The 25192-nt window shown below is 71.2% G+C and carries 23 protein-coding genes; 11 read left to right on the plus strand and 12 right to left on the minus strand.

Annotation, left to right across the window (positions count from 1 at the left end):
• Positions 1-259: 259 nt before the first annotated feature.
• Both AOK08_RS33890 and AOK08_RS33895 read right to left on the minus strand, forming a co-directional pair.
• Positions 260-2236, minus strand: coding sequence for a phosphatase PAP2 family protein (locus tag AOK08_RS33890; protein ID WP_055533135.1), 1977 nt, complete (start codon positions 2234-2236; stop codon positions 260-262).
• Positions 2237-2446: 210 nt separating this feature from the next.
• Positions 2447-3385, minus strand: a complete 939-nt coding sequence (locus tag AOK08_RS33895; protein WP_241827204.1) for an N-acetylglucosamine kinase — start codon at positions 3383-3385, stop codon at positions 2447-2449.
• A gap of 339 nt (positions 3386-3724) precedes the next feature.
• On the opposite strand from AOK08_RS33895, the gene AOK08_RS33900 reads away from it, so the two are divergent.
• From AOK08_RS33900 to AOK08_RS33925, 6 genes are all read left to right on the plus strand, one after another.
• Positions 3725-4855 carry an ROK family transcriptional regulator gene (locus AOK08_RS33900; protein WP_241827205.1) on the plus strand — a complete coding sequence of 377 codons (1131 nt, stop codon included), beginning with the start codon at positions 3725-3727 and terminating at the stop codon, positions 4853-4855.
• A 275-nt stretch (positions 4856-5130) separates the two neighbouring features.
• Positions 5131-6453: an extracellular solute-binding protein gene (locus AOK08_RS33905; RefSeq protein ID WP_055533139.1), complete on the plus strand. Its 1323-nt coding sequence runs from the start codon at positions 5131-5133 to the stop codon at positions 6451-6453.
• Between the two features lie 128 nt (positions 6454-6581).
• The gene (locus tag AOK08_RS33910) at positions 6582-7502 is read left to right on the plus strand and encodes a carbohydrate ABC transporter permease (RefSeq protein ID WP_055533141.1); all 921 of its coding nucleotides are present in this window, start codon (positions 6582-6584) and stop codon (positions 7500-7502) included.
• On the plus strand, positions 7499-8401 hold the full coding sequence (locus AOK08_RS33915; RefSeq protein ID WP_055533143.1) for a carbohydrate ABC transporter permease: 903 nt from the start codon (positions 7499-7501) through the stop codon (positions 8399-8401). The genes AOK08_RS33910 and AOK08_RS33915 overlap by 4 nt, the downstream gene beginning before the upstream one ends.
• A 2-nt stretch (positions 8402-8403) precedes the next feature.
• A complete protein-coding gene (locus AOK08_RS33920; RefSeq protein WP_055533145.1) occupies positions 8404-10122 on the plus strand; it encodes a hypothetical protein in 1719 nt (572 codons plus the stop codon).
• Between the two features lie 61 nt (positions 10123-10183).
• The gene (locus tag AOK08_RS33925; protein ID WP_055533147.1) at positions 10184-12025 is read left to right on the plus strand and encodes a hypothetical protein; all 1842 of its coding nucleotides are present in this window, start codon (positions 10184-10186) and stop codon (positions 12023-12025) included.
• A gap of 25 nt (positions 12026-12050) precedes the next feature.
• Here AOK08_RS33925 and AOK08_RS33930 read toward each other — a convergent pair whose 3' ends face one another.
• The 3 genes from AOK08_RS33930 to AOK08_RS33940 form a co-directional block, all read right to left on the minus strand.
• The gene (locus AOK08_RS33930) at positions 12051-12731 is read right to left on the minus strand and encodes a nucleoside/nucleotide kinase family protein (protein ID WP_055533149.1); all 681 of its coding nucleotides are present in this window, start codon (positions 12729-12731) and stop codon (positions 12051-12053) included.
• Between the two features lie 17 nt (positions 12732-12748).
• Positions 12749-13867 (minus strand): serine hydrolase domain-containing protein, encoded by a 1119-nt coding sequence (locus AOK08_RS33935; RefSeq protein ID WP_079054433.1) that lies wholly within the window; start codon positions 13865-13867, stop codon positions 12749-12751.
• 78 nt (positions 13868-13945) lie between these two features.
• The gene (locus tag AOK08_RS33940; RefSeq protein WP_055533152.1) at positions 13946-14353 is read right to left on the minus strand and encodes a TOBE domain-containing protein; all 408 of its coding nucleotides are present in this window, start codon (positions 14351-14353) and stop codon (positions 13946-13948) included.
• A 115-nt stretch (positions 14354-14468) separates the two neighbouring features.
• Between AOK08_RS33940 and AOK08_RS33945 the strand changes: the two genes are divergently transcribed.
• From AOK08_RS33945 to AOK08_RS33955, 3 genes are all read left to right on the plus strand, one after another.
• The gene (locus AOK08_RS33945) at positions 14469-15515 is read left to right on the plus strand and encodes a permease (protein ID WP_055533154.1); all 1047 of its coding nucleotides are present in this window, start codon (positions 14469-14471) and stop codon (positions 15513-15515) included.
• A complete protein-coding gene (locus tag AOK08_RS33950; RefSeq protein ID WP_055533156.1) occupies positions 15512-16315 on the plus strand; it encodes a TIGR03943 family putative permease subunit in 804 nt (267 codons plus the stop codon). Before AOK08_RS33945 ends, AOK08_RS33950 begins: the two co-directional genes overlap by 4 nt.
• Positions 16316-16447: 132 nt before the next feature.
• A complete protein-coding gene (locus AOK08_RS33955) occupies positions 16448-17737 on the plus strand; it encodes a M20 metallopeptidase family protein (RefSeq protein ID WP_055533158.1) in 1290 nt (429 codons plus the stop codon).
• A gap of 20 nt (positions 17738-17757) precedes the next feature.
• On the opposite strand, the gene rpmF is transcribed toward AOK08_RS33955, so the two are convergent.
• The 6 genes from rpmF to AOK08_RS33985 all read right to left on the minus strand — a co-directional run bounded on the left by rpmF (position 17758) and on the right by AOK08_RS33985 (position 21305).
• The gene (gene rpmF / locus AOK08_RS33960; RefSeq protein ID WP_055533160.1) at positions 17758-17922 is read right to left on the minus strand and encodes a 50S ribosomal protein L32; all 165 of its coding nucleotides are present in this window, start codon (positions 17920-17922) and stop codon (positions 17758-17760) included.
• A 54-nt stretch (positions 17923-17976) separates the two neighbouring features.
• Positions 17977-18543 (minus strand): GNAT family N-acetyltransferase, encoded by a 567-nt coding sequence (locus AOK08_RS33965; protein ID WP_055533162.1) that lies wholly within the window; start codon positions 18541-18543, stop codon positions 17977-17979.
• A gap of 36 nt (positions 18544-18579) precedes the next feature.
• Positions 18580-19515 (minus strand): ATP-grasp ribosomal peptide maturase, encoded by a 936-nt coding sequence (gene tgmB, locus AOK08_RS33970; RefSeq protein ID WP_055533164.1) that lies wholly within the window; start codon positions 19513-19515, stop codon positions 18580-18582.
• A 16-nt stretch (positions 19516-19531) separates the two neighbouring features.
• Complete coding sequence (tgmA, locus tag AOK08_RS33975; RefSeq protein ID WP_055533166.1) at positions 19532-19723, minus strand: putative ATP-grasp-modified RiPP; 192 nt, start codon at positions 19721-19723, stop codon at positions 19532-19534.
• Between the two features lie 323 nt (positions 19724-20046).
• Positions 20047-20418, minus strand: coding sequence for a DUF6479 family protein (locus tag AOK08_RS33980; protein WP_055533168.1), 372 nt, complete (start codon positions 20416-20418; stop codon positions 20047-20049).
• Positions 20419-20492: 74 nt separating this feature from the next.
• Entirely contained in the window at positions 20493-21305 is an 813-nt protein-coding gene (locus tag AOK08_RS33985; protein ID WP_055533170.1) for an SAM-dependent methyltransferase, read from the minus strand.
• A 184-nt stretch (positions 21306-21489) separates the two neighbouring features.
• Between AOK08_RS33985 and AOK08_RS33990 the strand changes: the two genes are divergently transcribed.
• Positions 21490-23205: a tetratricopeptide repeat protein gene (locus tag AOK08_RS33990; protein ID WP_055533172.1), complete on the plus strand. Its 1716-nt coding sequence runs from the start codon at positions 21490-21492 to the stop codon at positions 23203-23205.
• Between the two features lie 28 nt (positions 23206-23233).
• On the opposite strand, the gene AOK08_RS33995 is transcribed toward AOK08_RS33990, so the two are convergent.
• The gene (locus AOK08_RS33995; RefSeq protein ID WP_055533174.1) at positions 23234-24595 is read right to left on the minus strand and encodes an MFS transporter; all 1362 of its coding nucleotides are present in this window, start codon (positions 24593-24595) and stop codon (positions 23234-23236) included.
• Positions 24596-24735: 140 nt separating this feature from the next.
• Here AOK08_RS33995 and AOK08_RS34000 point away from each other — a divergent pair, with 140 nt between their 5' ends.
• Positions 24736-25095, plus strand: a complete 360-nt coding sequence (locus AOK08_RS34000; protein ID WP_055533175.1) for an ArsR/SmtB family transcription factor — start codon at positions 24736-24738, stop codon at positions 25093-25095.
• The last annotated feature ends 97 nt before the right edge of the window (positions 25096-25192 follow it).

The following is a 25192-nucleotide window of genomic DNA, read 5'->3' on the forward strand; positions in this document are numbered from 1 at the left end:
GTGTCCGGGGGAGTCGTGGGGTGGGGGACCGGGTGCGGGTCGTGTGTCATCGTCCGCCTTGCGGTGGCGGGGAGTGGTGCGTCCGGAGTCGCACGGCCGGGTGGGCGCGCCGCGTCCCGGGGAGTCCTGAGGCCGGGCACCGTGTGCCGTTCGCGCCTCATCGGGCGCCTCGCGGTGACGCCGACCGCGCGGCGGCGGGAGCGATCCGGAGCCGGGCCATGGCCCTACTCTCGCACCGCCTCCCGCCCCGCGGCGGGCATTACCGCTTCACGAGTCGCACCGACAGACCCGTCGCCGTGTAGACGGACACGGCGCGGAGCTTGTCCGAGTTGAGCACGATGCGCTCGAAGTGACCGCGCAACGCCTGCGCGCCGATGACGGGGATGACGGCGCCCGCGGCCGGCGGGTTCTCGGGGTCCAGGGTCAGCGACAGGACGCTGCCCCGCTCCAGGTGGATCCGACGGGCCGTCACGACGGGCTTGTGGGCGCCCTTGCGCAGCGTGACCGCCAGCGTGCCGCGCTGCTGGTCGTACGTACCGTGCAGGTCGATGTGCTGCTCGGCCGCCCGCAGCGTCGCGCCGCCCAGCACCCGGACGTCGCCGTGGCCCAGCGCGTGCGACGAGGCCGCGACCAGCTCGCCCTCCTTGACCACCGTCCCGCCCTTGTAGGTGTTGTCGCCGGTCAGCGTCAGGGTGCCGGTGCCGGCCTTGGTGAGACCGCCCTGGCCGTCGATGTCGTTGCGCCAGGTGTCGGCGGCGCCGAAGCCACCGGCCGTCGCGTCGAGTTCGACGTACACGTCGGACTCGAAGGCGCCGTAACCGTCCGCCGCGGCGAACAGGTTGAGCCGCCCCCACTGCTCGAAACCGTCGAGCAGGACGTACCCGGCGGGCAGCGCGGTCGTGCGCAGCACCGCACGCCGCTGCGCCGCGTTGAGGTACGGCAGACGCGTCTCCAGCAGCACCTCCGCGCCCTTCGGCACGGTCAGCGGCTGGTCGCGGCCCTTGCGGTTGAGGATGTAGGTGAGCCGCGGCTCGACAGCGCGAGCGTTGGCGCGCCGGTCGGCGTACGGGTCGGTGCCGGGCGCGGCCGAGTGCGCGAACGTGTACAGGGTGTCCGCCGTCGTGCCCGTCTTCGCCTGGAAGTAGCTCAGGGCCTGGGCGCGTGCCCCGGCCTTGACACCGGCGTTGGCCGGGTCGGCGAGGGCGGCGGCGGCCAGCGCGGTGGCCATGACACGGCCGCCCACGACGTCCAGGGGGGAGTGCATGCCCGACATGATCCGCGTGTGGCTCAGCTCGAAGGCACGCGTCACGATCTCCTGGAAGCGCTCCGGGACCGCGTACGCGTACGCCAGGGCCGCCAGGTGGAAGGCGTTGGTGTGGCCGCTGGGGAAGCCGCCGTCCTCGGCCGGGTTGGTGCCGCGCTGGCGCAGGAGCTGCGGGACGACCACGACGTCGGACTTGTACACCGGGTAGCCGAAGGCGTCGGTCTCACCGGTGGGGACGACCTCGCTCTCCGCGTTCAGACGCCATGGACGCGGGTACTGGAAGGCGAACTTGGCGGGGTTGCCGGAGGCGAACGGGCCGCGCACGGCGTCCACCAGCTTCGCCACCTGGCCGAGGTCCGAGTCGTACGAGCCCGCGCCGAGGGCGGACCCTGCCGGGGCGTCGGCCGGCACGGCGTCGCTGACCGTGGTCGCGGGCGTGGTGTCGGGCGCCGTCGTGATCGACGTGACCGCCTTGGCACCCGCCTTGTAGATGTCGGCCAGCGGGCCCAGCGCGGCGATGATCGCGTAGCTCTGGTGCTGGCGGTCGTAGACGAACGCCTCCTTCGCCTGCGCCTCGGTGCGGGCGTGGGTGATGTTGACGCAGTAGCGCACGTTGGCGCGCAGCACGTCGGCCATCAGCGGAGTGCCGGTGTTCCAGGCGGTACCGGTCTTCCACACCTTGGCGAAGCCGCCGAGGGCCCGGATCACGGCGTTGGTCTCGGGCGTCTGGTTCGCGACCAGGTTGGTCTTGTAGTTGTCGACGAAAGCGGAGCCGGCGGGCACTCCGGCCGGCGCGACGGACGCGGGGGAAGCCGTCGCGGCGCTCGCCTGGCCGACGCTCGCCCAGGTGAGCACGGTCGGGGCGGCGACGAGACCGGCCGACGCCGCCAGGGAGGTCTTGAGGAGCTTCCGCCGGTCGAGGGCGGGTCCGTCCGACGGCGCGGTGGGGCGGAGTCCGTCTGCAGACGCCATGCGCGTGCCTCTCTTCAGTTCTGCGGCCGTGCGTGCGGCCTGGAGGGAGTGGGTGCCGACGACCGGATCTCAAGCAGTGGCATGGACATGACCCGGGACGTGGCGTGTGACGTACCGGCCAGGTGTGGTCTGCGGTGAGGGTGAGTCGTACGGGTGAAGATCTACGGTCGGGCCATGTCCGGCTGGAATGGGCCCGGTGTCAGGAACGTGTCATACGAGTGAACGGGCCAGTGCCACGGAGCCCTCCACCGGCGGTACCCGCAGCGGCTGCAGCCGGGCGCTGGGGACGAGTATGGCAAGGGACGCCAACAGGGCGTCATGCAGGGCGGGTTGGGCGAGGATCGTACCGCCCGAGATCACCACGTCGTCGACCGGGACCCCGCGTTTGGCGAGCCGCACCACGAGCGAAGCGAGCGAACGGCCCCCCTCCGCGATCACCTCACCGGCGATCAGGGAACCGCTCGCGGCGGCCTCGAAGATCACGGGAGCGTGCCGTCCCCACTCCGCGGAGATGTCGGTGGCGCCCTCCAGCGCCGCGCCCAGCGCGGGCACCTCACTCACCCCGAACGCGGACATGAGCCCCTCGGCGAGCGCGTCGGGCGCCTCGCCCAGGTCATGGGCGGCCCAGACGGCCCGCGCCGCCTCCCGCACGAGACCCGCGGCCCCTCCCTCGTCACCGAGGGCCGCACCCCAGCCGCCGACCTGTACGAGAGTGCCGTCGGGGCGTCGTCCGACGGCCACCGAGCCGGTGCCGGCGACCAGCCCGACCCCCTTGTCCAGTCCAGCGGCCGGAACCAGCAGTTCGGCGTCGCCGACGACCAGGCACGGCACGCCGAGACGGTCCTGGAGTACGGAGCGGATCTCCTCGCACTGGAGAGGCGTCTCGCAGCCGTGCGCGCCGACGGCCACGGAGGAGGGGCGGGCGCCCGGGGGCAGCGCCTCGCCGGTCAGGGCGCACAGCCAGTCGGCGGCGGCCACCGGATCGCGGGGCCGCCAGCCACTGCTCGGGCGGACGCGCTCGGCGATCGGCTCGTCCCCCGCGCACGCGCGCAGGTGCGTCTTGGTGCCGCCCACGTCGATGCCCACGACGAGCGGGCGCGGCAAGGGAGAGTGCGGGACGGGGGAGTGCGGGAAGGGAGAGTCCGGCACGGATCCTCTTTCGTCGTTGCGCTGTGGCTGCGACGGCGGGCGAACCGTGCCTGGAACAGGGAAAACCTGACGTACGGAAGAGACGGACGAGCTGAGGAAGCCCCGGGACGGGCCTCTTGGCGGACACGGCAGGCGAGTACCGTGACATTCGTTAGGAAGTTAACTAACGAAGTACAGTGCGTGTCAAGAGGTATCCCGCACCCCCACCGCGGAAGTGGCCCGTCCGGGCCGGAACGCGACGGGAAACCGCGATACCAAGGCATCCCATCGCCGCCTCCCACGACAGTGAACTGCCGGGGGAGCGCGGCCCTCGACCTTGGGGAGACTGTGGAACACGATGTGGCGAAGGTCCCCCGCCTGACCGAGAGCGCGAGCGCGGTGTTCGCCGTGCTGGCCGGGGCGGGCACGGCCACCCGGCCGCAGCTCGCGAGTCTGGCGGGCCTGTCGAAGCCGACCGTGTCCTCCGCCGTGGCGGAGCTGGAGGGCGCCGGGCTCGCCGCCCACTCGGGCATCGCCTCCGGCGGCACGGGACGGTCCGCCGCCGTCTACGGACTCGGCCGCGCGGCGGGCTCCGTACTAGCCGTCGATCTCGGTCCCGCCCAGACCCGGGTGCGCGGCTGCGCCCTGGACGGCACCCTGCTCGCCGAGGCCACCGGCTCCCGCGAGGAGGCCGCCGAAGTGGTGCGCGAGGCGCTGTCCGCGCTCCCCGCCGACGCCCCGCTGCGCACCATCGTCGTGGCCGTCGGTGATGTCGCCGCGCGCGCCGAGGAGGGCGCCGTGCGGCCGGCGACCGCCAAGGCACGGCCCGTCTTCGACGCGGTGGCCGTGGCGCTGCCGGCCGGCGTGCCCGTCCACCTGGAGAACAACGTCAACTGCGCCGCGCTCGCCGAACTGCACGAGGGCGCGGCGCGCGGCCGGCACACCTTCGGCTATCTGCGGATCGGTGTCGGTATCGGTCTCGGCATCGTCGTGGGCGGCCAGGTGCTGGCCGGGGCCAACGGGGCGGCCGGAGAGCTGGCCAGGCTGCCCTACCCCTGGGACGACGGCCTGGAGCCCCGCCACGAGGCCCTGGAGGATTACATCGGCGCCCGCTCCCTGCTGCGCCGGGCCGCCGAAGTCTGGCCGGAATCCGACGTTTCGTGTCCGCGTACCGTCGAACGGCTCTTTTCACTGGCCGGAAACGGAGCCGCCACGGCCCGCGCGATCGTCGCCCGGCACGCGGTGGACGTGGGCCGGCTGGCCGCCGCGGTGACCGCCGTACTGGACCCCGGGCTGCTCGTCCTGGGCGGCAGCACAGGTGCCTTTCCGCAGCTCCTGCCCGGTGTGCGGGCCGAGCTGGAGCGGCTGAGCTGGCCCACCGAGGTGGTGAGCAGCCAGGTCGGTGATCTCGGTACCGTGGTGGGCGCCGCGCGGCTCGCGGTCGCCAGGGGAGTCCAAACCGTGACCCAGGCGGCGCGGACGAAGGATTGACGGTTTCGGACTCGGTCTGCCAATGTCCGGACAAGCGCTTTCTAAGTCGGCCGGGAACGCCGGCTTGGGGTGAGCCTCCCGCCCGTACTCGACGTACGGCAACCGCACGAGGGCGTGCCCGTGCGGTGACAGCCACAGCGGCTGGGGATCCCGCCCCGCGTGGACGACGTGGCCGGGCGAGGCCGCGCCCCCCGGAGAGCAACTTTTCCTGGAAACTGCACCCGCGCCGCCTCGGTCGGCGCCGTGCTTCCCCTAGCGAAAAAAAGGGATCGAAGATGACCACTGTGGGTGTGCGGCGTTCCAGCCGACTCGGCCGCGGCGGTATGCGCCGCCTGCTTCCCATCGCCGCCGTTGCCTCGGCCGGCGCCCTTCTGCTCTCCGCCTGCGGCGGGGGATCCGACTCGGGCGGCACGTCCAAGTCGCTGACGTTCTGGATCTCCACGGTTCCGGGCCAGGACGCGGGCTGGAAGAAGGTGATCGCGCAGTACAAGAAGGACACCGGCGTCGCCGTCAAGCTCGTCAACATCCCCTACGAGGGCTACACGACGAAGCTGCACAACGCGGCGCAGGCGAACTCCCTGCCCGACGTGGCGGCCGTGCCGGCGCTGGACCCGATCTGGTCGAACAAGCTGCTCGACCTGAGCGCCATCACCAACAACAAGAGCAACAACATCAACGCCAACTTCCTGGCGAAGGACAAGTCCGGGAAGGTGCTGGCCATCCCCTCGGACGTCACCGCGTCCGGCATGTTCATCAACAAGTCGCTCTTCGAGAAGGCCGGCGTCTCCTTCCCGACCTCGCCCCAGAAGACCTGGACCTGGGACGACTTCATCAAGGCCGTGAACACGGTCCGGGACAAGACCAAGGTCAAGTACTCCCTGACCTTCGACCAGTCGCCGTCCAGGCTCCGCGCCATGGTGTACGAGATGGGCGGGCAGTACGTCCACGCCGACGACTCCGGCAAGTTCTCGGTGGACGAGGCGACCAAGAAGGCCGTCAACTACTTCGTCAAGATGAACGACGACAAGACCATGCCGAAGTCCGTGTGGACCAGCGGCGCCGACCCGTCGGCCATGTTCCAGAGCGGTGACGTCGTCGCCTACTGGTCCGGCGTGTGGCAGGTCCCCGCCTTCGCGGACAGCGTCAAGAAGTTCGAGTGGGCGAGCGTCCCGACCCCCGCCCAGCCGGTGCAGGCCAGCGACGTCAACAGCGGCGGCCTGACGGTCGGCTTCAACAACAACGCCGACGCGGCCGGCGCCACGACCAAGTTCCTTTCCTGGCTGTACGAGCCGGCCCACTACCAGGTGCTGTGCGAGACGTCCGGGTTCCTGCCGGTCGAGAGCGGACTGACCCCGAAGTACCCCTTCAAGTCCGAGGCGGCGCAGGCGGCGTACAAGCTCTACAACGAGTCGATCCCGCTCTACGCCCCGATCTCCGGCTACTTCAGCGGCGCGCAGAACGACTGGGCGCTGAAGGGCAAGAGCCTCACCGAGGACCCGACCAAGACGGAACTCGGCAAGGCCATCAACGGCGAGCAGTCGGCCGACAAGGCCCTGGAGAACATCGTGGCCGGCTACAACCAGCAGGTCGGCGGCTGATCACAGGCCTCGGGGCCGGGGGCGGCGGTGTCCACACCGCCGCCCCCGGCCCGGCGCCCACTCAAGGCCGGGCCGGGCTCACGGTGTGAGCTCACAGGAATCAATTCGACCAGCACGGAGTCAGGAAGATGACAAAACGCGCCTCGGACGTGTCCGCGAGCCCGCCGAGCCCGTCCAGGAGACGCAGTAAGTACACCCTTGCGCCGCTCGTGCTCATCGCGGCCAATGTGGTGCTCTTCTCGCTGTTCTTCGTCTGGCCGGCGGTGATCGGGCTCGTCTACTCCTTCACGAACTACACCGGTGTAGGGGCGTTCCAGTTCATCGGACTGGAGAACTACCACAACCTGATCGGCGACTCCACCTTCTACAACGCGCTGACCCGGACGCTGCTGTACGCCGTGCTCTTCGTACCGCTGAACTTCGGGGCCTCGCTGCTCATCGCCAACCTGCTGGTGAGCAAGCACGCCAAGGGCGGGACGGTCGCCCGCGTCATCTTCTTCATCCCCTGGCTGCTGTCGCCCATCGTCGTGGGTGTCCTGTGGCGGTGGCTGTTCGGTGAGAACTTCGGCCTGGTCAACTACATCATCGAGCAGTTCGGCGGAGGCGCCGTTCCCTGGCAGTCGAACGCGGACCTGTCGCTGCTCGTGGTGGTGATGGCGGCCTCCTGGACCTGGACGGGTTTCTCGATGCTGCTGTTCATCGCGGCGATCAAGAACGTGCCGGTGTCCTACTACGAGGCGGCCTCGCTCGACGGCGCCGGACCGTGGCGCCAGTTCTTCAGCATCACGCTGCCGAGCATCGCGCCCACCTCGTTCATCGTGATCCTGCTCAACACGATCAACGCGATGAAGGAATACCCGGTGTTCGTCGCCCTCAACAACGGCGGACCCGGCTCGTCGAACAACCTGCTCGTCCAGTACATCTACGAGACCGGCTTCAAACGGGGCCAGATCGGCTACGCGAGCGCCGCGTCGTTCGTGCTCATGATCATCCTGATGGCCGTCGCGATCATCCAGTTGATCGTCAACCGGCGGGTGGAGAACCGATGACAACCACAGACATCCCACGCCCGGTCGACGCCGATCCCGAAAAGGCCGTCGCCAAGAAGCGGCCCCGCAAGCCGGTCAGCGGCAACCTGAGGCGGGCGGTGCCCGCGACGACACTGCTGTGGATCCTCGCGTGCCTGTACGGGCTGCCGGTGCTGTGGTTCATCCTCAGCTCCCTCAAGCCGGCCAGCGACCTGTTCTCCTATCCGCTGTCGCTGGTTCCGCACAACCCCACCCTGTCGGGTTACTTCCAGGCGTGGCGCAGTGCCAACTTCTCGCAGTACTTCATCAACACGACCCTCGTGTGCGTGATCACGACGATCCTCACGGTGGGCGTGAGCTGCTGCACCGGGTACGCCCTGGCCAAGTACGACAACCGATGGCTCAAGGCGTTCTTCATCTGCATCCTGGCCACCACGATGCTGCCGGGCGAGGTCATGCTCGCCCCGTCGTTCCTGGTGGTCCGCAACCTGGGGCTCTACAACTCGTTCACCGGCATCGTCCTCCCGGCCGTGCTCACCGCGACCGGCTGCTTCATGTTCCGCCAGTTCTTCCTGACGGTCCCCGACGAACTCCTGGAAGCCGCGCGCATCGACGGCGCCCGCGAGCTGTCGATCTTCGTGCGGATCATGGTGCCGATCTCCCGGCCCATCATGCTGACCCTCGCCATCCTGTCCTTCCAGTGGCGGTGGAACGACTACATCTGGCCGCTGCTGATGCTCAACGACCCCGACAAGTTCACCGTGCAGATCGGTATCCAGAGCATCGTCGGCGCGCAGAACATCAACTGGTCGGTCCTGCTCGGCGCTTCGGTCATCTCGATGATCCCGCTGATCGTCGTCTTCCTAGTGTTCCAGCGCTATGTCATGAGCGCCGACATCAACGCCGGACTGAAGGACTGACCTTGCCCACCCCGCCCGACCACGAGTTCGTACGGTCGGCGGCCCGCGCCGCCGACCGGGAGGCCGCCCCACTGGCGGCCGACCCGGACGCGGAACCCGCCGGTGTGTCCCACCGCGACCTCGCCCGCCGGGTGAAGACCCTGGTCGCGGCATACCGCTCCCCGGACTCGGCACTGCACGGCAGCGGGCCGGCCGTCACCGCCGCGCTGACCCACCTCCGCGCCCTGCGGGCCGCGCAGACCCCCACCGGCCTCTTCGCCGGCGGCGACAACGTGCAGTCACCGCCGGACTCCGCCTTCACGGTCAACGACGTGTGCGACGCGCATGTCCTCGCCGCCGGCGCGGGGCCGGAACTGCGCGATGTCACCGCCGCGCTAGCCGAGATCGCCGGCGCCGCCTCAGGCAGCCTCCTGACGGGCGGGGCGCACACCCCGAACCACCGCTGGGAGCTGAGCGCGGCGCTGGCCCGGCTGCACCGGTCGTTCCCCGACGACCGCCTGCTCGACCGGGTCGAGGCGTGGCTCGCCGAGGGCGTCGACATCGACGTGGAGGGCCTGTACTCGGAACGGAGCGCCGTCTACGCGGCCTACGTCTCCAACCCCTCGCTGCTCCTGCTGGCCGACGTCCTCGGCCGCGCCGACCTGTCGGCCGCCGTCGAACGCAATCTCGCCACCACCCTGGACCTCATCAGGCCGGACGGCACGGTGGAGACCGTCCACTCGCGCCGCCAGGACCAGCACCACCCCTTCCCCCTGGCGCCCTACCTGCCGTACTACCGGCTGCTCGCGATCCGCACCGGCCGGGGCGACTTCGCCCGCGCGGCCCGGCTCGCGGCCGTCGGCGGCATCGACGACCCCGACCTGCTCGCCCGGACCATCCTCACCCCGGACCTGTGCCGCCCCCTGCCGCACCCGACCCCGGAGACACGTCCGCGCGACCGGTACCTCACCACGGCACGCCTCGCCGCCCGCGCCTCGGCCACCGCGCACACGGTGGTCTACGGCGGCTCCGACGTGCCCGAGCACCGGCGCATCCGCTCGGGCCTCGCCTGCAACCCCACCTTCCTGCGCCTGTTCGCAGGCGAGGCCGTCCTCGACGCGGTCCGTCTCTCGCGGGACTTCTTCGACCTGGGCCCGTTCCGCGCCGCCGACATGAGACAGCTCCCCGGCAACAGGTACCGGCTCGCCGAATCCCTCACGGCCGCCTACTACCAGCCGCTCCCGAAGGACAGGAGGAGGGACGACGGCGCCTACCGGCTGGCGGACGAGGGACGCTTCTCGGCCGCGATGTCCTTCCCGGACCGCCCCCGGGACGAGGTCTCCCTCACGACCGAGGTCGACGTGGACCTGCGTGAGGACGGCGCCGACCTGCGGATCGACATCAACGGCCCAAGGGTGCCCTGGGCCCTCGAACTGACCTTCCGCCCGGGCGGCGAGCCGGAGGGCGCCGTCCCGATCGGCGACGGACGCTGGTGCCTGACGACCGGGCCGATGACCTACCGGGTCGGCGACGACGAGATCCGCGTCGAGGCCACCGTCGAGGCAGGCGAACCACTCGCCGGACCGGACCGGGGCGACGTACTGCGCTACGACCCGGGCCAGGACCACACCGTGGTGGGCGGCACCGACGCGACGACCGGGAACCGCGTCTACCTCGGCGGCCTCGGCCCGCACACACTTACCATCGCACTGCGCGCCCGCCGGCCCGCACCGGTCGGGTGAATCCGGCGGACCACGCCATGGCCACCCCAGGCATGACCCCAGGCATGAAGGGCTGAGGGCTTTGCATCTCCCGTACCAGCGAGGGCCGTTGCACGATCTGCCGGACTCACCGGCCGACTACGACGGCGTCCTGACCGCCGTCGTGGGTGAGGCGCTCACTCGTCTCACCCGCGACGGCAACCTCGAACACCCCGACACCGACGACGACATCGGCGACACCTCCCTCGGGGTCACCTCGCTGCTGGCCTTCGCCTGGCAGCGCGGCAAGGACCCGCGCCTGCCCGAGGCGGTGTCCCGCAGCCTCGCCTTCCACCTCCGTGAGCGCGTCTACACCGAGGACAACCCCGGCTACCCCAACCTGAGACTCCGCGACTCCGGTCTCCCGTACGCCCGTTACGTACTGGAGACCGGCGCCCACCCCATCGGCGACTGGCCGAGCACGGTGTGGGCGCTGCTCCAGGCGGTGAACATCCTGGACGCCTCCGAGGGGCTCGTCGCCGACGAACAGCGCGCGGAACTGGTCGCGTTGGCGCACGGCTACTGGCGCTGGCTGACCGAGGCGACCTTCTTCAACCCGCAGGAGGCCGGCAACCAGGCCATCGGCTGCGTGGTCGGCGGCCTGATGCTGGCACCCCATCTCCCGCCGGAGGACGGGGAGTCGGTACGTTCACGCGCCCTCGCGCTGTACGCCGACAAGATCCGCGCCCACCGGGTGCGCGACCGGGGCGCGGCCCTGCCGCCCGAGCACGGCGGCGCCTATGACAACAACTACGGCCCGATCTCCCTCTCCTTCCTCGCCCAGGCACACCGGGTCAGCGGCGAGGAGGTCTTCGCCGAGGACGGCGAGGCACTGGCCCGCTACATCGACGCCCGTCTGACCAACGGCGGCTACGACAACGGCGGCCCCCGCTACAGCGAACAGCACTCCGCCTTCGAATCGGTCCTCGGCCTGCGCTACTTCGGCCACCGCGTCGGCGCCGACCTCGGCCGCTACCGTGGCGACAGCCGCTGGGCCCGGCACGCGGCCAGGGAGGACGGCGGCATCGACGGCCACTTCGCGTGGATGCTGATCTGGCAGATCCAGGACACCACCCCCTGGCACCGCACCCCGTCGACCGAGCCACTGCGTCACCAACTCCGCGCCGGCACGGTGTCGGTGGCCTTCGACGACAGGATGACCCCGTCACTGGTCGAGGCGGCGGGCACCTACTACCTCCCGGCGGCGGTCAACCGCCAGCACGGCTTCGGCCCGGTCGTGGACGGCTTCCTGCTCTGCCGCCCGATGGGCGAGGTCCGGGTACGTGACCTGCGCACCGAACGCCTCACGGCCAAGCTGGTCACCAAGCCGGTCGTCGGCCGCGACCACGTCCTGCGCCACCTGCGGTCCCTGTACGTCACGGACGGCACGACCCTGTGGGTCACGGTCGCCGTCGAACACCTCGACGGCACCCCGTACCTGCTGGCCGGCCTGCCGTACGCCACGGACGACGGCGACCGGGTCCGCCGTACGGCGGAGGCCGCCGGAGTCACCTCGGCGGGCCCCCTGCGCCTCACGCACCCACTGACGGAGGGCGTGGACCACTTCGACGCCCGCGCGGAGGCGACCCAGGAGCAGGCGGCCTTCGCCCTCGCGGCCGACCCGCGCGGCTACGGCAACCCCGACGAGGGCTGGCGCCACCTCGTCAGCTCCACGGCACTGGAGGCCGACCCGGTTCCCGGCGCACCGGACGGGCTGAGCGTCTTCGCCGTACGGTACGCGGGCGCGGGCGACGGGGCCGGGTTCGCGCCGGTCTTCGAGTCCACGCCGGACGGACTGAGGGTGCGCACCGAGGCGTTCACCGCTGTGATCGGCGAGGCGGCGGGCGACGCCCACGGCGAACCGGAGCTGACGTTCCTCGACTGAGGGAACTCCTACAGGGCCGGGCAGCTCACCCGCGAGCTGCCCGGCCCCGCTGTGTCACCACCAGATCCGCCCGGTCCCGGGTCGCGGCGACCAGGTCGGCGTTGCGCTGGTCCGTGCCCCGCACCCAGGCGACGGCCGTGTCGTGGTCCTTGCCGAACTCCTCGTGCCGGGCGACGAGCCGCCGGACGCGCTCGCCCTCGTCCAGCTCGCAGAACCACACCTCGTCGAGCTGGGCCCGCACCCGCGCCCATGAACCCGCCGCCAGCAGAAGGTAGTTGCCCTCGGTGACGACGAGCCGCGCCGACGGAAACACCGGGATCGCGCCCGCGAGCGGCTGCTCCAGGACGCGTTCGAACCCGGGCGCGTAGACGACCTCCCCCTCGCCCGCCCCGCCGCCCTCCTCGCGCAGCCGCCGCAGCAATTCCGCGTACCCGGCCGCGTCGAAGGTCTCCGGGGCACCCTTGCGGTCCCGCAGGCCCAGCCGTTCCAGCTCGGCGTCGGCGAGATGGAAGCCGTCCATCGGTACGTGGGCGGCCCACGGCTCGCCGTCGCCGTTCAGCGCCCGGACGAGCCGCTCGGCGAGCGTCGTCTTGCCCGCGCCGGGACTCCCGGTGACACCGAGCACGGCACGCCGGTCGTCCCTGAGCAGTTTCCGGGCCCGAACGAGAAGGCTGTCGAACGCGGGGGAGTAGTCAGGTCGTTCCACGCGGCCGAGTCTGCCACCTACCTGGACAGCCCTTGGTAGGCCGCCGCCAGGATCATGAAGGCCCGGTCGTCGCTGAGGCCGCCGGTATCGAGCATGCGGTTCATGACGTACGCCACGGACATCCGCGCGTCCAGGTCGACCAGGACCATCGAGCCGCCCCAGCCACCCCAGAAGCATGTGCGGGGGTTGGGCATCGTGCCGCTGTCCAGGCCGTACCCCATGCCCCAGCGCATGGGCACGCCCAGGACGTTGTCCGTCCCGAGGAACTGTTCCTCCAGGACGCGTTCGCAGCCCGCCTCCGACAGCAGCCGTACGCCTCGCGCGGTGCCGCCGCAGGCGAGGACCGACTGGACGGCGGCGACGGAACGGGCGTTGCCGTGGCCGTTCGCGGCGGGGATCTCGGCGCGCCGCCAGGCCTCGGTGTTGGCGGTGCCTGCCCGTACCGCCGGATTGCCGGGGCTGTCTCGCGGAAGGTCGGCGTCCGGGTCGCGCACCGGCTCGGCCGGGGCGATCACGCGCGAGACGCGGTGGTCGTGCTCGGCTGACAGCCCGATGTGGAAGTCGGCTCCCAGCGGCCCGGCGATCTCCTCGGCGAAGAACACGCCCAGGGTGCGGCCGGTGACCCGGCGGATCACCTCGCCGACGAGGTAGCCGTAGGTGATGGCGTGGTACCCGCCCTCGGTGCCGGGCTTCCACGCCGGGGCCTGGGCGGCGAGACGGGCGGTGGCGGCCGGCCAGTGGTAGAGGTCCTCGATCGTCATCGGCTCGTCCCAGGTGGGCAGCCCGGCCGTATGGCCCAGCAGGTGCCGTACGCGGACGTCGTCCTTGCCGTGCGCGGCGAACTCGGGCCAGTAGCGGGCGACCGGCGCGTCCAGGTCGAGTTCGCCCCGGTCGGCGAGGACCAGCGCGCACAGGGCCGTCATCGTCTTCGTCGTGGACCACGTGTTGGTGAGCGTGTCGCGCTCCCACGGCACGGTACGGGCCTCGTCGGCGTGGCCGCCCCACAGGTCGACCACCGGTTCGCCGTCGAGATACACCGCCACGGACGCGCCCACGTCCTTGTCGTTGAGTGACGCCGTCAACGCCTCGCGCACGGGGGCGAACTGGTCGGTGCACGTGCCGGATGTCTCCACCATGCCGCGACCGTAACCTCGCTCCCGCAGACGGGGCCACCGAATATCTCCGGCCCGCCCGCCGCCCGCTGCCTGCCCGTGTCAGGTCCGGTCGATGTGCACGCTCGTCGACTTCACCCGGGCCGTCGCCTCCACGCCGACTTCGAGGCCCAGTTCCTCCACGGCCTCCCTGGTCAGCAGCGACACCAGCCGGTGCGGGCCCGCCTGGATCTCGACCTGGGCGGCGACATCACCGAGCTTCACGGCCGTGACGATGCCGGCGAAGGCGTTACGGGCGGAGGTGTACGACGGCTCCTCCTCGCCGGATCCGCCGCCCGCGCCGGAGCCCGCCAGCTCGACCGAGAACGCGGCCAGATCACGTCCGTCGATCACCCGCCGCCCGCCCTCGTCACGATGGGTACTGACCCGCCCCGCGTCCGCCCACCGCCTCGCGGTGTCGGGGCTCACGCCCAGCAGACGGGCGGCCTGGCCAATGGTGTAGGACTGCATACGCGCCAACCTAGCTCGTTCCCGGCTATCGCAAAATGAGCAACGGCGCCCGTCCGGGCGTACTGAAGTGGTAGGGAACGCACGCGATCCAGCCACGCCCGGAGGTACCTCACCCGTGAGCATCACCAAAGCGGCCCCGCCAGGGCCCGGCCCCAGCGACACGGAGGTCCGCGGGGACGAGGCGAACGGCGGGGCCACGGGCGAGCGGCAGGGCTGGCAGTTCAGCTCACCGCTCGTCCTGACCATGCTGCTCATCCTGGTGGTCGCCCTCCAGGGGCCGATCCGCCGGGCGGTGTCCGAGCCGGTGATGCAGAGCTGGATGACGGTGTTCGTCGCCGTCGTCGTACAGGCCCTGCCCTTCCTCGTCCTCGGTGTACTGCTGTCGGCGATGCTCGCCGTGTTCGTACCACCGTCGTTCTTCGTACGTGCCCTGCCCAGCCGTCCCGCCCTCGCGGTGCCGGTCGCGGGGATGGCCGGGGCGGTCCTGCCCGGCTGTGAGTGCGCGTCGGTGCCGGTGGCCGGCGCGCTGGTGCGGCGCGGTGTCGCCCCGGCGGCGGCACTGGCGTTCCTGCTCTCCGCCCCCGCCATCAACCCGATCGTGCTGACCGCGACCGCCATCGCGTTCCCGGGCCGGCCGGAGATGGTCGTCGCACGCTTCGTCGCGAGCCTGCTCGTGGCGTGCGTGATGGGCTGGCTCTGGCAGCGGCTCGGCCGCACCGACTGGCTGCGCCCGCCGGCCCACCCCTCGGACGAGGGCCTCGGCAAGGGGGCGGCGTTCTGGAACTCCGTACGGCACGACGTGATGCACGCGGGCGGCTTCCTGGTCGTCGGCGCGATGGCCGCCGCCACCCTGAAGTCGGTGGTGCCGGCGAGCTGGCTCGGCCTCGCGGCGGACAACCCGGTGGTGTCGGTCCTCGCGCTCGCCGTCCTCGCGGTGCTGCTGTCGATCTGCTCGGAGGCGGACGCGTTCGTCGCCGCGTCCCTGACCCAGTTCTCGCTCACGGCCAGACTGGCGTTCCTGGTGGTCGGTCCGATGATCGACCTGAAACTCTTCGCCATGCAGACGGCGACCTTCGGCCGCGGTTTCGCGCTCCGCTTCGCGCCGGCCACCTTCGTCATGGCGATAGCATCGGCGGTCCTCGTCGGGGCGGTGCTCCTGTGAACCGGCAGGCACAGGCGGTCGTCCTGTTCCTGGTCGGCGGCGCGATGACACACGCAGGCTCCACCGACCTCTATCTGCGCTACGTCAAGGCGGGACTCCAGCCGATGGTCGTCGGCGCGGGCGTGGTGCTGATGACGGCCGCGCTGGCGACGGCCTGGTACGAGTGGAAACACTCGAAGTCGGCTTCCGGCAAGGAAGTTCACGCCGAAGGCCATGGGACTGGCACTGGCGCTGGCCATGGGATTGGCACTGGGACTGGGACTGACGTCCACGACCAGGAGGTGCACGTCCACCGCGAGCCGCGGGTCTCCTGGCTCCTGGTGCTGCCCCTGTTCGCACTGATCCTGGTGGCCCCGCCCGCCCTGGGCTCCTACAGCGCCCTGCGCACGGGTACGGCCCTCCAGGCGCCGCTGGCCTATCCGCCCCTGCCCTCCGGCGATCCCGTCCGCCTGAGCCTGGTCGACTACGCGGGACGCGCGGCCTACGACCACGGACGCTCGCTGGGAGGCCGGCGGATCGCGATCACCGGGTTCGTCGCACTCGACGGCAAGGGCACCCCGTACCTCGTGCGGATGGCCCTCAACTGCTGCGCGGCGGACGCCCAGCCGGTCAAGGTCGGCCTCACCGGCCGGATCCCCCCGGTCCTGCAACCGGACACCTGGCTCGAACTCACCGGCACCTACACCGGCCGGCGGACCAAGGACCCGGTGAACAAGGGCATTATCCCGTTCTTCGACATCACCGAGGCGAAGCCGGTGCCGGTCCCGCGCGACCCGTACGACGAGAGCTGGAACAACTGAGCCCATGGGGTGGCTGTCCCCACCGCCAAGGGGCGGCTCACCGGATGGGCGATGACACCGCTGCCCGGCGATTCTGTTTCCCGGAAGACGACTTGAGTCAAAGGGGCAACGGTGAATCGTCCGACAGAACACGTGCTCGCGCGCCGCACGTTACTGGCCGGCGCGGCGGCGGCCGGTGCGGGAACGGTGTGGGGAGGCATCGGGAAGGCCGTCGCGGGCGGGTGGAGAGGGCCGGTGGAGCGGGCGGCCGTGGCCACCGAGGCGGCGCGTCTGGACAGTGCGCTGATTCAGCTGCGGCGGGACCTCCATCAGCACCCCGAGGCCCCAGGGCAGGAAGAGCGTACGGCCGCTGTGGTGGCCCGGGAGTTGCGGGCGGCGGGGCTGGCTGTCACCACCGGAGTGGGCGGCCACGGGGTCGTCGGGGTCCTGCGGGGCTCGCGTCCGGGCCGGACCGTTGCCTACCGGGCGGACATGGACGCGGTTCCGCCCAAGGACATCGTCGGAGGAGGTCCCGCGCCGGCCCATCTCTGCGGACACGACGTCCACACCGCGGTGGGTGTCGGCGTCGCGCGGGTCCTGGCGCGGCTGCGGCCGCGATTGAGCGGAACGGTGGTGTTCCTCTTCCAGCCCGCCGAGGAGGCGCTGTCCGGCGCCCGCTCGCTGATCGAGTCAGGTGTGCTGGAGCGCGAGTCCGTCGAGGAGATCCACGCGTTGCACTGCGGGCCGTTTCCGGTCGGCCGGTTCGCCGTGACTCCGGGCTTCGGGATGCCGGGCCAGGACAAGGCGGAGGTGACCCTCTCCGGGCCGGACGCGGTTGCTGCCGCGCGGCGCCTGGCTGCCGGTATCGGTGCGCTCGCGACCGTGGCTCTGCCGCAGACCCCGGCGGATCTGGAGCAGATCGTCGCTGACGCCCGGATACCCGACGGGCCGCTGGCCCGGTTCGTGGCTCTGCGGGCGGCGGCGCAGGAGGCCAAGGTGAGTGTGTCCTATCGCTGCTGGCCGCAGGAGCGGTACGTGGAGGTGCGCGAAAGTATTCGCCGACTGGCCATGCCGTACGCGGGGGCCGGGGTGCGCTTCCCCGCTGAGCCTTTCCCGGCCATGGTCTGTCCGGAACGCGAGGCCCGCCTGCTCGCCCGCCACCTGCGCCGCACCATCGGCCAGGACACGGTCACCGAACTCCGCGCCGCGTTCCCGCCCTTCAGCGGCGAGGACTTCGCCCTCTTCCTGGACCGGATCCCCGGTACGTACACATTTCTCGGTGTCCGCGCACCTGGCACATCCATCACGACGAGCTATCCGCATTACCCGGACTTCTCTCCGGACGAGCGCGCGATCGGTGTCGGCGTACGGGCGATGGCGGGCTGGATCGTGGAGCGCACCGAAGGAGCTCCTGTCGGAACCGGGGCTCAGAACAGGCTCTGAGGCCCGGTCCGGGGGTTGGTTCAGGGCTGGATCAGGCCGCGTTCGTACGCCTTGACCAGCCGCTGCGGAACCATGTGCTCGACCCCGTCGACGGTGACCGGCACGAGCTGGGTCGTGGTCGCCTTCCACTGGGAGCGGCGGTGGCGGGTGTTGCTGCGGGACATCTTCCGCTTGGGAACGGCCATGGAATCCTCCTCGGTTGGCAAGCGAGACAGGACGCTACATGAAAATGGATCCCATTAACAGTTGGGGTCTGCCGGAGCGGTCGCTCCGGCCGTTGGTGACAGGAACACCACGATGTCCGGCCCCGCGCCGGGCAGTGGCTCCGGTTCCGTCCAGCCCGTCCGGCGGTAGAACGCCACCGACTCGTGGGCCTGGTCCCAGGTCATCAGCCACGCCCTGCCGCCCGGTGCGGCCGAGGCGAGCGCGGACAGCAGTCGCCGCCCCAGCCCGGCGCCCCGGGCATCGGCCCGCACCCCCAGCTCGTTGATCTCGAAGGCGCCCACGAGCAACTCGTCGACACGCTGCGCGCCGAGCAGTTCGGTCACCTTGCCGTACCCACGGTCGGTGCGGAACGGGGACCCGGTGGTCCAGCCCATGGCGAACCCCCGTACCCTCCCGCCCTCCGTGAGGGAGACGACAGCACGGAAGCCGGGGCGACGCGCGTCCGTCTCCAGTCGCTCCCGGAAGCGCGCCCGGGTCTTCTCGGGGTTTTGGCCGTCCCACGGCGGGGCGGTGAAGATCTCGGTGTACGCGTCGGTGAGTTCGTCGGCGATGGTGAGAACGTCGGGTCCGTAGATACGCATGGTGAGCGAACGTACCTTGCCGAGGGTGACGACAGGTCAGGGGCCGGCCAGCCAGTCGGCGACGGCGCGGGCTATCGGCTGGCCGGTGTCCATCTCGACGAAACCGAACTGGCCCGACTGGTTGCATTCGAGGAACCACCAGGCGCCGTCGGGATCCTCCGCGAAGTCGAAGGCCCCGTAGGCGAGTTCGGCCTCCCGTAGATACCGGTGCACGGCCTCGGCGACGAGCGGCGGTACGTCGACCGGCCGCCACGGCTCCTCGGAGGGCGCGAAGCGGACATCGATGTCGTCGGGGTGCGCGCCGGGCGCGACGGCCTTGCGGGCGGCGAGAATCCGGTCGCCGACCGCCGTCAGGCGGATGTCGGCCCGCTTGTCGACCCGGTGTTGCAGCAGGGTGGGTCCGAGGGCGACGGCCGTGAAGTCGACATCGGGTGCCACCCTGCTCGTCGGCACCACCCTGGGCGGCTCCTGGGGGTGCGCACCGGAGACGGGCTTGACGACCAGGTCGGGAAAGCGCCGCGCGAAGTCCCGGGCGGCATGCGGGAACGTGGTGATCAGCGTGGCCGGCACCTGGAGCCCGCTGTGCTGGGCGAGCCGCAGTTGCCAGGGCTTGTGGCGGGCCCGGGCGGCGGCGTCGGGATGGTTCATCCAGCGCGCGCCGGTACTGCGGAGCATGCCGTAGAGGGCCTGCGAGGCCTCCTCGGTGAGCCAGCCGGACGGCACGGCGGCCCGCGCCCCCGGAACCCCCGGCCTGCGCAGCCAGACGGACCGCAGCCCCGCCATGCTCACCACCCGGTCACCGGCGGAGAGATACCCGCGAAAAGCGCCGTGCGCGTACTCGCCGGACAGGGTGATCCCGCCGGGCAGATCGGCGGGATCGAGCCGGACCACGGGAATGCCCGTGTCGTTCAGCCGGGCCACCACGAGATCCGCCGTCACATCCTCGTCGGACGTCAGAACCAGGACCGTCATCTCCGTCAGGTCCGTGTCAGTCGTCAAAGTGCGTCTTGGAACCGGCGGTTGACGTAGTGGATCCGAATTCACGCATCACCGCATGGTCATGCGCGGCAATCCGCCCGCCCGGCAGCACATTCAACTGCAGTGCGCGGTCGTAGCTGTACGGAGCGCTCACCTCCAACTGCTCAGCCGGGCGCGCGTAGTTCAGAACGAACAGCTGCATCGCTTCTCCTCGATCGGCGACGACGTCGGTCAAGTGGACGGTGGAGCTCCGGAAATACAGCTGCCCCGTCCCGCTTGCCCCGCCTCCAAGGAGTTATACGAATCGAACGGGTGAATGGTTGCCTCCTGTTGCGGGCAACTGCGGCCGGGCTGCATTTCGCCGCTCGCGAGCCCTCCGCAAGGCGCCCGCGACCTGCTCACGACCGCGCTCACAAGCCGCTCGCGACCCGCGCCCACCACCCGCTCGCGACCCGCGCTCGCGGGTCGCGGGGGACGGTCGAGCGCGGGTCGCGGGGACGGTGGCGCGGGCCGGGGCGCGGACGGTCAGTGGCGCCCCAGGCCGCCACTGCCGAAGGAGCCGCTGGAGCCGGGATCCCAGCGGCCCCGCTGCTGGTCCTCCCGCCGTTTCGTCGACGCGTGATGGAGTTCGTGCGGCATCAGCCGCTCCCGCTCCTGTGTCGCGTGCGGCACCTCGTCGGGCTCTCGCATCTCGCGGACCTCGTGAACCGGGCCGGTGGGCGGAAGCACGGGTTGTTCGTCGGGGCGGGGCCGGGGGGATTCCCGGTCCCGGACCCGCATACCGAACCAGAAGGCCCAGATCAGTACACCGGCGATGAACAGGCCCGCGACAAATGCGAACGTTACGTTGAGTAGATCGCTCGACGCGGCCAGTAGTGCGGACGTTGTCGTACTCATATACCGATTATCGCCGACACCCCATGAAAGCGCGTCCGAAAAGAGTCCGGGAATCCCCGTTCATTTCCGGTCGGTCAGGGCTTCACGGCGACCGCGCCGAATTGCGGAAGAGTGGCCCCGGAGCCACTCTCCGGGTGCCATCGCGCACAGGAGACGAGCCCCGGGTCGAGCAGGTCCAGGCCGTCGAAGAATGCGGCGACCTCGGCACGGGGGCGGGCGGTGATCGGCGGGGTGGCGTTCTCGTTCCAGAACTTCATCGCCTCGATGTTTCCCTCCCCGCCGAGCTCCGCGTCGGTCGTCGGATGGGTCAGCACCAGATAACTTCCCGAGGGCACCGACGCCATGATCCGGCGCACGATGTCCTGCGCCTGGCCCGTGTCCAGCACGAAATTCAGAATGCCGAGCATCATGACGGCGACCGGCCGGTCGAAGTCGAGGGTCTCCGCGGCGCGCCGGACGATCCCGTCCGGGTGATGGATGTCCGCGTCGATGTAGTCCGTGGCCCCCTCGCGCGTGCCCGTCAGCAGCGTACGGGCGTGGGCGAGCACGATCGGGTCGTTGTCGACGTACACGATCCGTGACTCGGGAGCCAGGCGCTGGGCGATCTCATGGGTGTTGTCCACCGTGGGCAGCCCCGTCCCGATGTCCAGGAACTGCCGCACCCCGCGCTCGGCGACCAGGAGACGCACGGCCCGCCCGAGAAAGGCGCGGTCCGCGCGGGCCACGCTGCGGATCAGCGGGAACATTCCGTCGATGTGGTCACCGACCGCCTGGTCGACGACGTAGTTGTCCTTGCCGCCGATCCAGTAGTTCCACACCCGCGCGTTGTGGGCCACCGAGGTGTCCAGCCGGCCGCGTCCCTCTGACGTGCTGCCCTGCTCGCTCACGCCGCTCCCTCTCGTCACTTCCCTTGCCCCGCACGGACGTTGGCGAGCACATGAGCCGTCAACATCGTTCGAGCCTACGAGGGTGATCTTATGGCCGCGCCCGTCGCGGCCCGCGCGGGAGGCCGCGGAACGAATGCTGCCGGGGTGCTGCCGTGGGCGGGCGGCGGCCCCTATGGTCTGTCCGATGGACGACGCTGACGCTCACGACGACGATGACTGTGACGACGACTACGGCTACGACCTCGGCACCCACGGGCGGCCGGTGACGACCGCGTCCGCCGAGGCCCAGAAGTGGTTCGACCGGGGCCTGGTGTGGACGTACGGCTTCCACCACGAGGAGGCCGTCGCCTGCTTCGAGGCCGCCGCCGCGGCGGACCCCGACTGCGCCATGGCCCACTGGGGCATCGCGTACGCACTCGGCCCGAACTACAACAAACCCTGGGAGTTCTTCGACGGCGAGGACCTCGCGCGGACCGTCGCCCGTACCCACGCGGCCGTCGAACTCGCGCAGCGGAAGGCGACCGGAGCCACGCCCGCCGAACAGTCCCTGATCGGTGCCCTGCGCGCCCGCTACCCGCGGGCCGAGGCCGTCGAGGACTGCTCGGTGTGGAACGAGCCCTACGCCGACGCCATGCGCACGGCGTACGAACTCGCCCCCGACGACCTCGACGTCGCCACGCTGTACGCCGACGCGCTGATGAACCTGACTCCCTGGCAACTGTGGAACGTGCGCACCGGCGAGCCCGCCGAGGGCGCCCGCACCCTCACCGCGAAGGCCGTCCTGGAGCGGGCGATCGCGACCGACGCCGGCTCACGCCACCCGGGCCTCCTGCATCTCTACATCCACCTGATGGAGATGTCCACCGCCCCGGAGACCGCCCTGTGCGCAGCGGACCGGCTGCGCGGCCTGGTCCCGGACGCCGGCCACCTCCAGCACATGCCATCGCACCTCGACGTGCTCTGCGGCGACTACCGGCGCGTGGTCGCGGACAACGGCACGGCGATCACAGCCGACGAGAAGTTCCGAGACCGCTCCGGCGCGATGAACTTCTACACCCTCTACCGGGCGCACAACCACCACTTCAGGATCTACGGCGCGATGTTCCTGGGACAGTCCACGACCGCGCTCGACGCCGCCGCGCGACTGGAGGCGTCGATCCCGGAAGAGCTCCTGCGGGTGGAGAGCCCGCCCATGGCCGACTGGCTGGAGGGCTTCCTCGCCATGCGCGTCCATGTGCTGATCCGGTTCGGCCGCTGGCCGGACATCCTCGAACTGCCGCTGCCCGCCGACCCGTCGCTCTACCGCGTGACGACAGCCATGCTCCGGTACGCCCGAGGGGTCGCCCTCTCCGCCACCGGCCGGATCCCCGAGGCGGAGGCCGAGCGGGAGCTGTTCCGCGAGGCGGTCACCCAGGTCCCGGACACCCGGATGCTGTTCAACAACACCTGCGCCGACATCCTCGCCGTCGCGTCGGCGATGCTCGACGGCGAACTGGAGTACCGCAAGGGCCACCACAAGGCCGCCTTCGCCGCCCTTGAACGCTCGATCGAGCTGAGCGACAGCCTCCCCTACGACGAACCCTGGGGCTGGATGCAGCCCACCCGGCACGCCTACGGCGCCCTGCTCCTCGAACAGGGGCGCGTCGCCGAGGCGGAAGCCGTCTACCGGGCCGACCTCGGCCTCGACGAGACCCTTCCGCGCGCCGTGCAGCACCCCGGCAACGTCTGGGCCCTGCACGGGTTCCACGAGTGCCTCGTCCGCCTGGGCAAGGAGGGGGAGGCACGGATCGTGGCCCAGCAACTGAAGATCGCCCTCGCCCTCGCGGACGTTCCGGTCACGGCATCCTGCTTCTGCCGTCTGGACGTCGACACCGGCCGCGAGGAGGCTGGTTGCTGCTGAGGGCAGGACCTCTGACGGGCGAGTGCGGTCAGCCGTGGGCGTGCAGGCCGTCGGGGAGCGGACGGTGGCTGTGGCGCCAGCCGCCGCCCACCCGGCGCGCGTCCACGAGATGCGGGTGCCCGGCGGGGAGCCCGGCGTGCTCGTGCTCGACGGGCGCGGGCTTCCGCGCCGGCCACAGCCGTACGGCGAGCGCCGAGGCGGCCAGCGCGACAGCGCCCAGGACGAGCACCGCGGACCCGAGCCCGGCCGTCGCGCCGAGCCATCCGGCCAGCGGGTACGTGAGCAGCCAGCAACTGTGCGAGAGGGAGAACTGCGCCGCGAACGCGGAGGTACGCGCCCCTGCGGGCGCCGCCCGCCGGATCAGCCGCCCTGTCGGAGTGAGCACCATCGAACAGGCGGCGCCGAACGCGGCCCAGGCGGCCAGCAGCGTGGGCCAGCGCCAACCGCCGCCACCCGCCGCGGTGACGGCGCCGAGCACGACGAAGACCGGGGTGAGCAACATCGCTCCCCGCAGCATCACCACCCGGTCCGGAACACGGTCGAGCACCCGGGGCAGGAACAGCGCCACGACCATCGAACCCGCACCGAACGAGCCGAGCGCCAGCGGTACGTCACCGGTGCTCCGGCCGAGCTGGTCGCGGACGTACACCACGGTGTTGACGGTGACCATGGCACCCGCGGCGGCCACCGCCAGATCCAGCGCGAGCAGGGCGCGCAACTGCGGGACGGCGAGGAAGAGGCGGGCGCCCGCGGTCGCCCTCGCACGGACACGTCCCGTGGGCAGGGAGGTGGGCACGGGGACTGCGGGCGTTTGGACGCCGGGCTTGGGCAGCGCGGCTGAGGCGACCAGGGCGGCCGAGGCCAGGAAACCGGCCACCGTGCCCAGGAACAGCCAGTTGTAGGTGATCAGTGACAGCAGCGCGGCGGCGAGGGCCGGGCTGAACAGGCTCTCCAGGTCGTAGGCGAGCCGGGACAGGGACAGGGCCCGGGTGTAGTCGCGCTCGGCGGGCAGCACATCCGGGATGACGGCCTGGAAGGCGGGAGTGAACGTGGCCGACGCGGCCTGGAGCAGAAAGATCAGGACGTACACCTGCCAGACCTGGTCCACGAACGGCAGCAGCAGCGCGACCCCGGCCCGCACGAGGTCCGCCCCGACGAGCAGCGCCCGGCGCGGCAGCCGGTCGGCGACCGCGCCGACGGCCGGGGCGATCGCCACGTAGGCCACCATCTTGACGGCGAGTGCCGTCCCGAGCACCGATCCGGCGCCGGCGCCCGCCAGGTCGTAGGCGAGCAGGGCGAGGGCGACCGTCGCCAGGCCGGTGCCGGTCAGGGCGACGACCTGGGCGGTGAACAGGCGGCGGTAGGCGCGGTTGCGGAGTACGGCGAGCATGCGGCGATCCCTTGGCCGGACGGGGGAGCGGGCGCGGTCCGACTCCACTGTAGCCATGGGTGCGCACTTGTGCACATGTTGATGGCGGAATCGGTACGCTGACCCCCTCGGCGGGTCCGCCCTGCCTCTACGCTGAGGGCATGCCTGCTCGCGAGACATTGCCAACTGCGGACGACACGCACCTGCGTGCCCCGGACAGCGCGCGTCTCGCGGAGGCGACCGAGGTGTTCGCGCTGCTGTCCGACGCGACGCGGCTGCATCTGCTGTGGCTGCTCGCGCAGGGCGAGTCGGACGTCGGCTCGCTGACGGAGCGGTGCGAGGCCTCGCGGACGGCGGTCAGTCAGCATCTGGCGAAGCTGCGGCTGGCGGGGCTGGTGGAGACGCGGCGCGAGGGGCGGTACGTCCACTACAGCCTGCGTGACGGCCATCTCCGGCGCCTGGTGATGGAGGCACTGAGCCACGCCGACCACCGGGTGAGCGGGAAGGCGCCGCACGACTGAGGGGCGGCGGAGTCTCTTCGCCCCCGCCGCCCCTTCCCGTTCCCGTCCCTCGGGGGCTGCCGCCCCCGAACCCCCGCTTCGCGCTGAACGCGCTCGT

The sequence above is a fragment of the Streptomyces graminilatus genome (assembly GCF_001418565.1).
GTDB classification, from domain to species: Bacteria; Actinomycetota; Actinomycetes; order Streptomycetales; family Streptomycetaceae; genus Streptomyces; species Streptomyces graminilatus.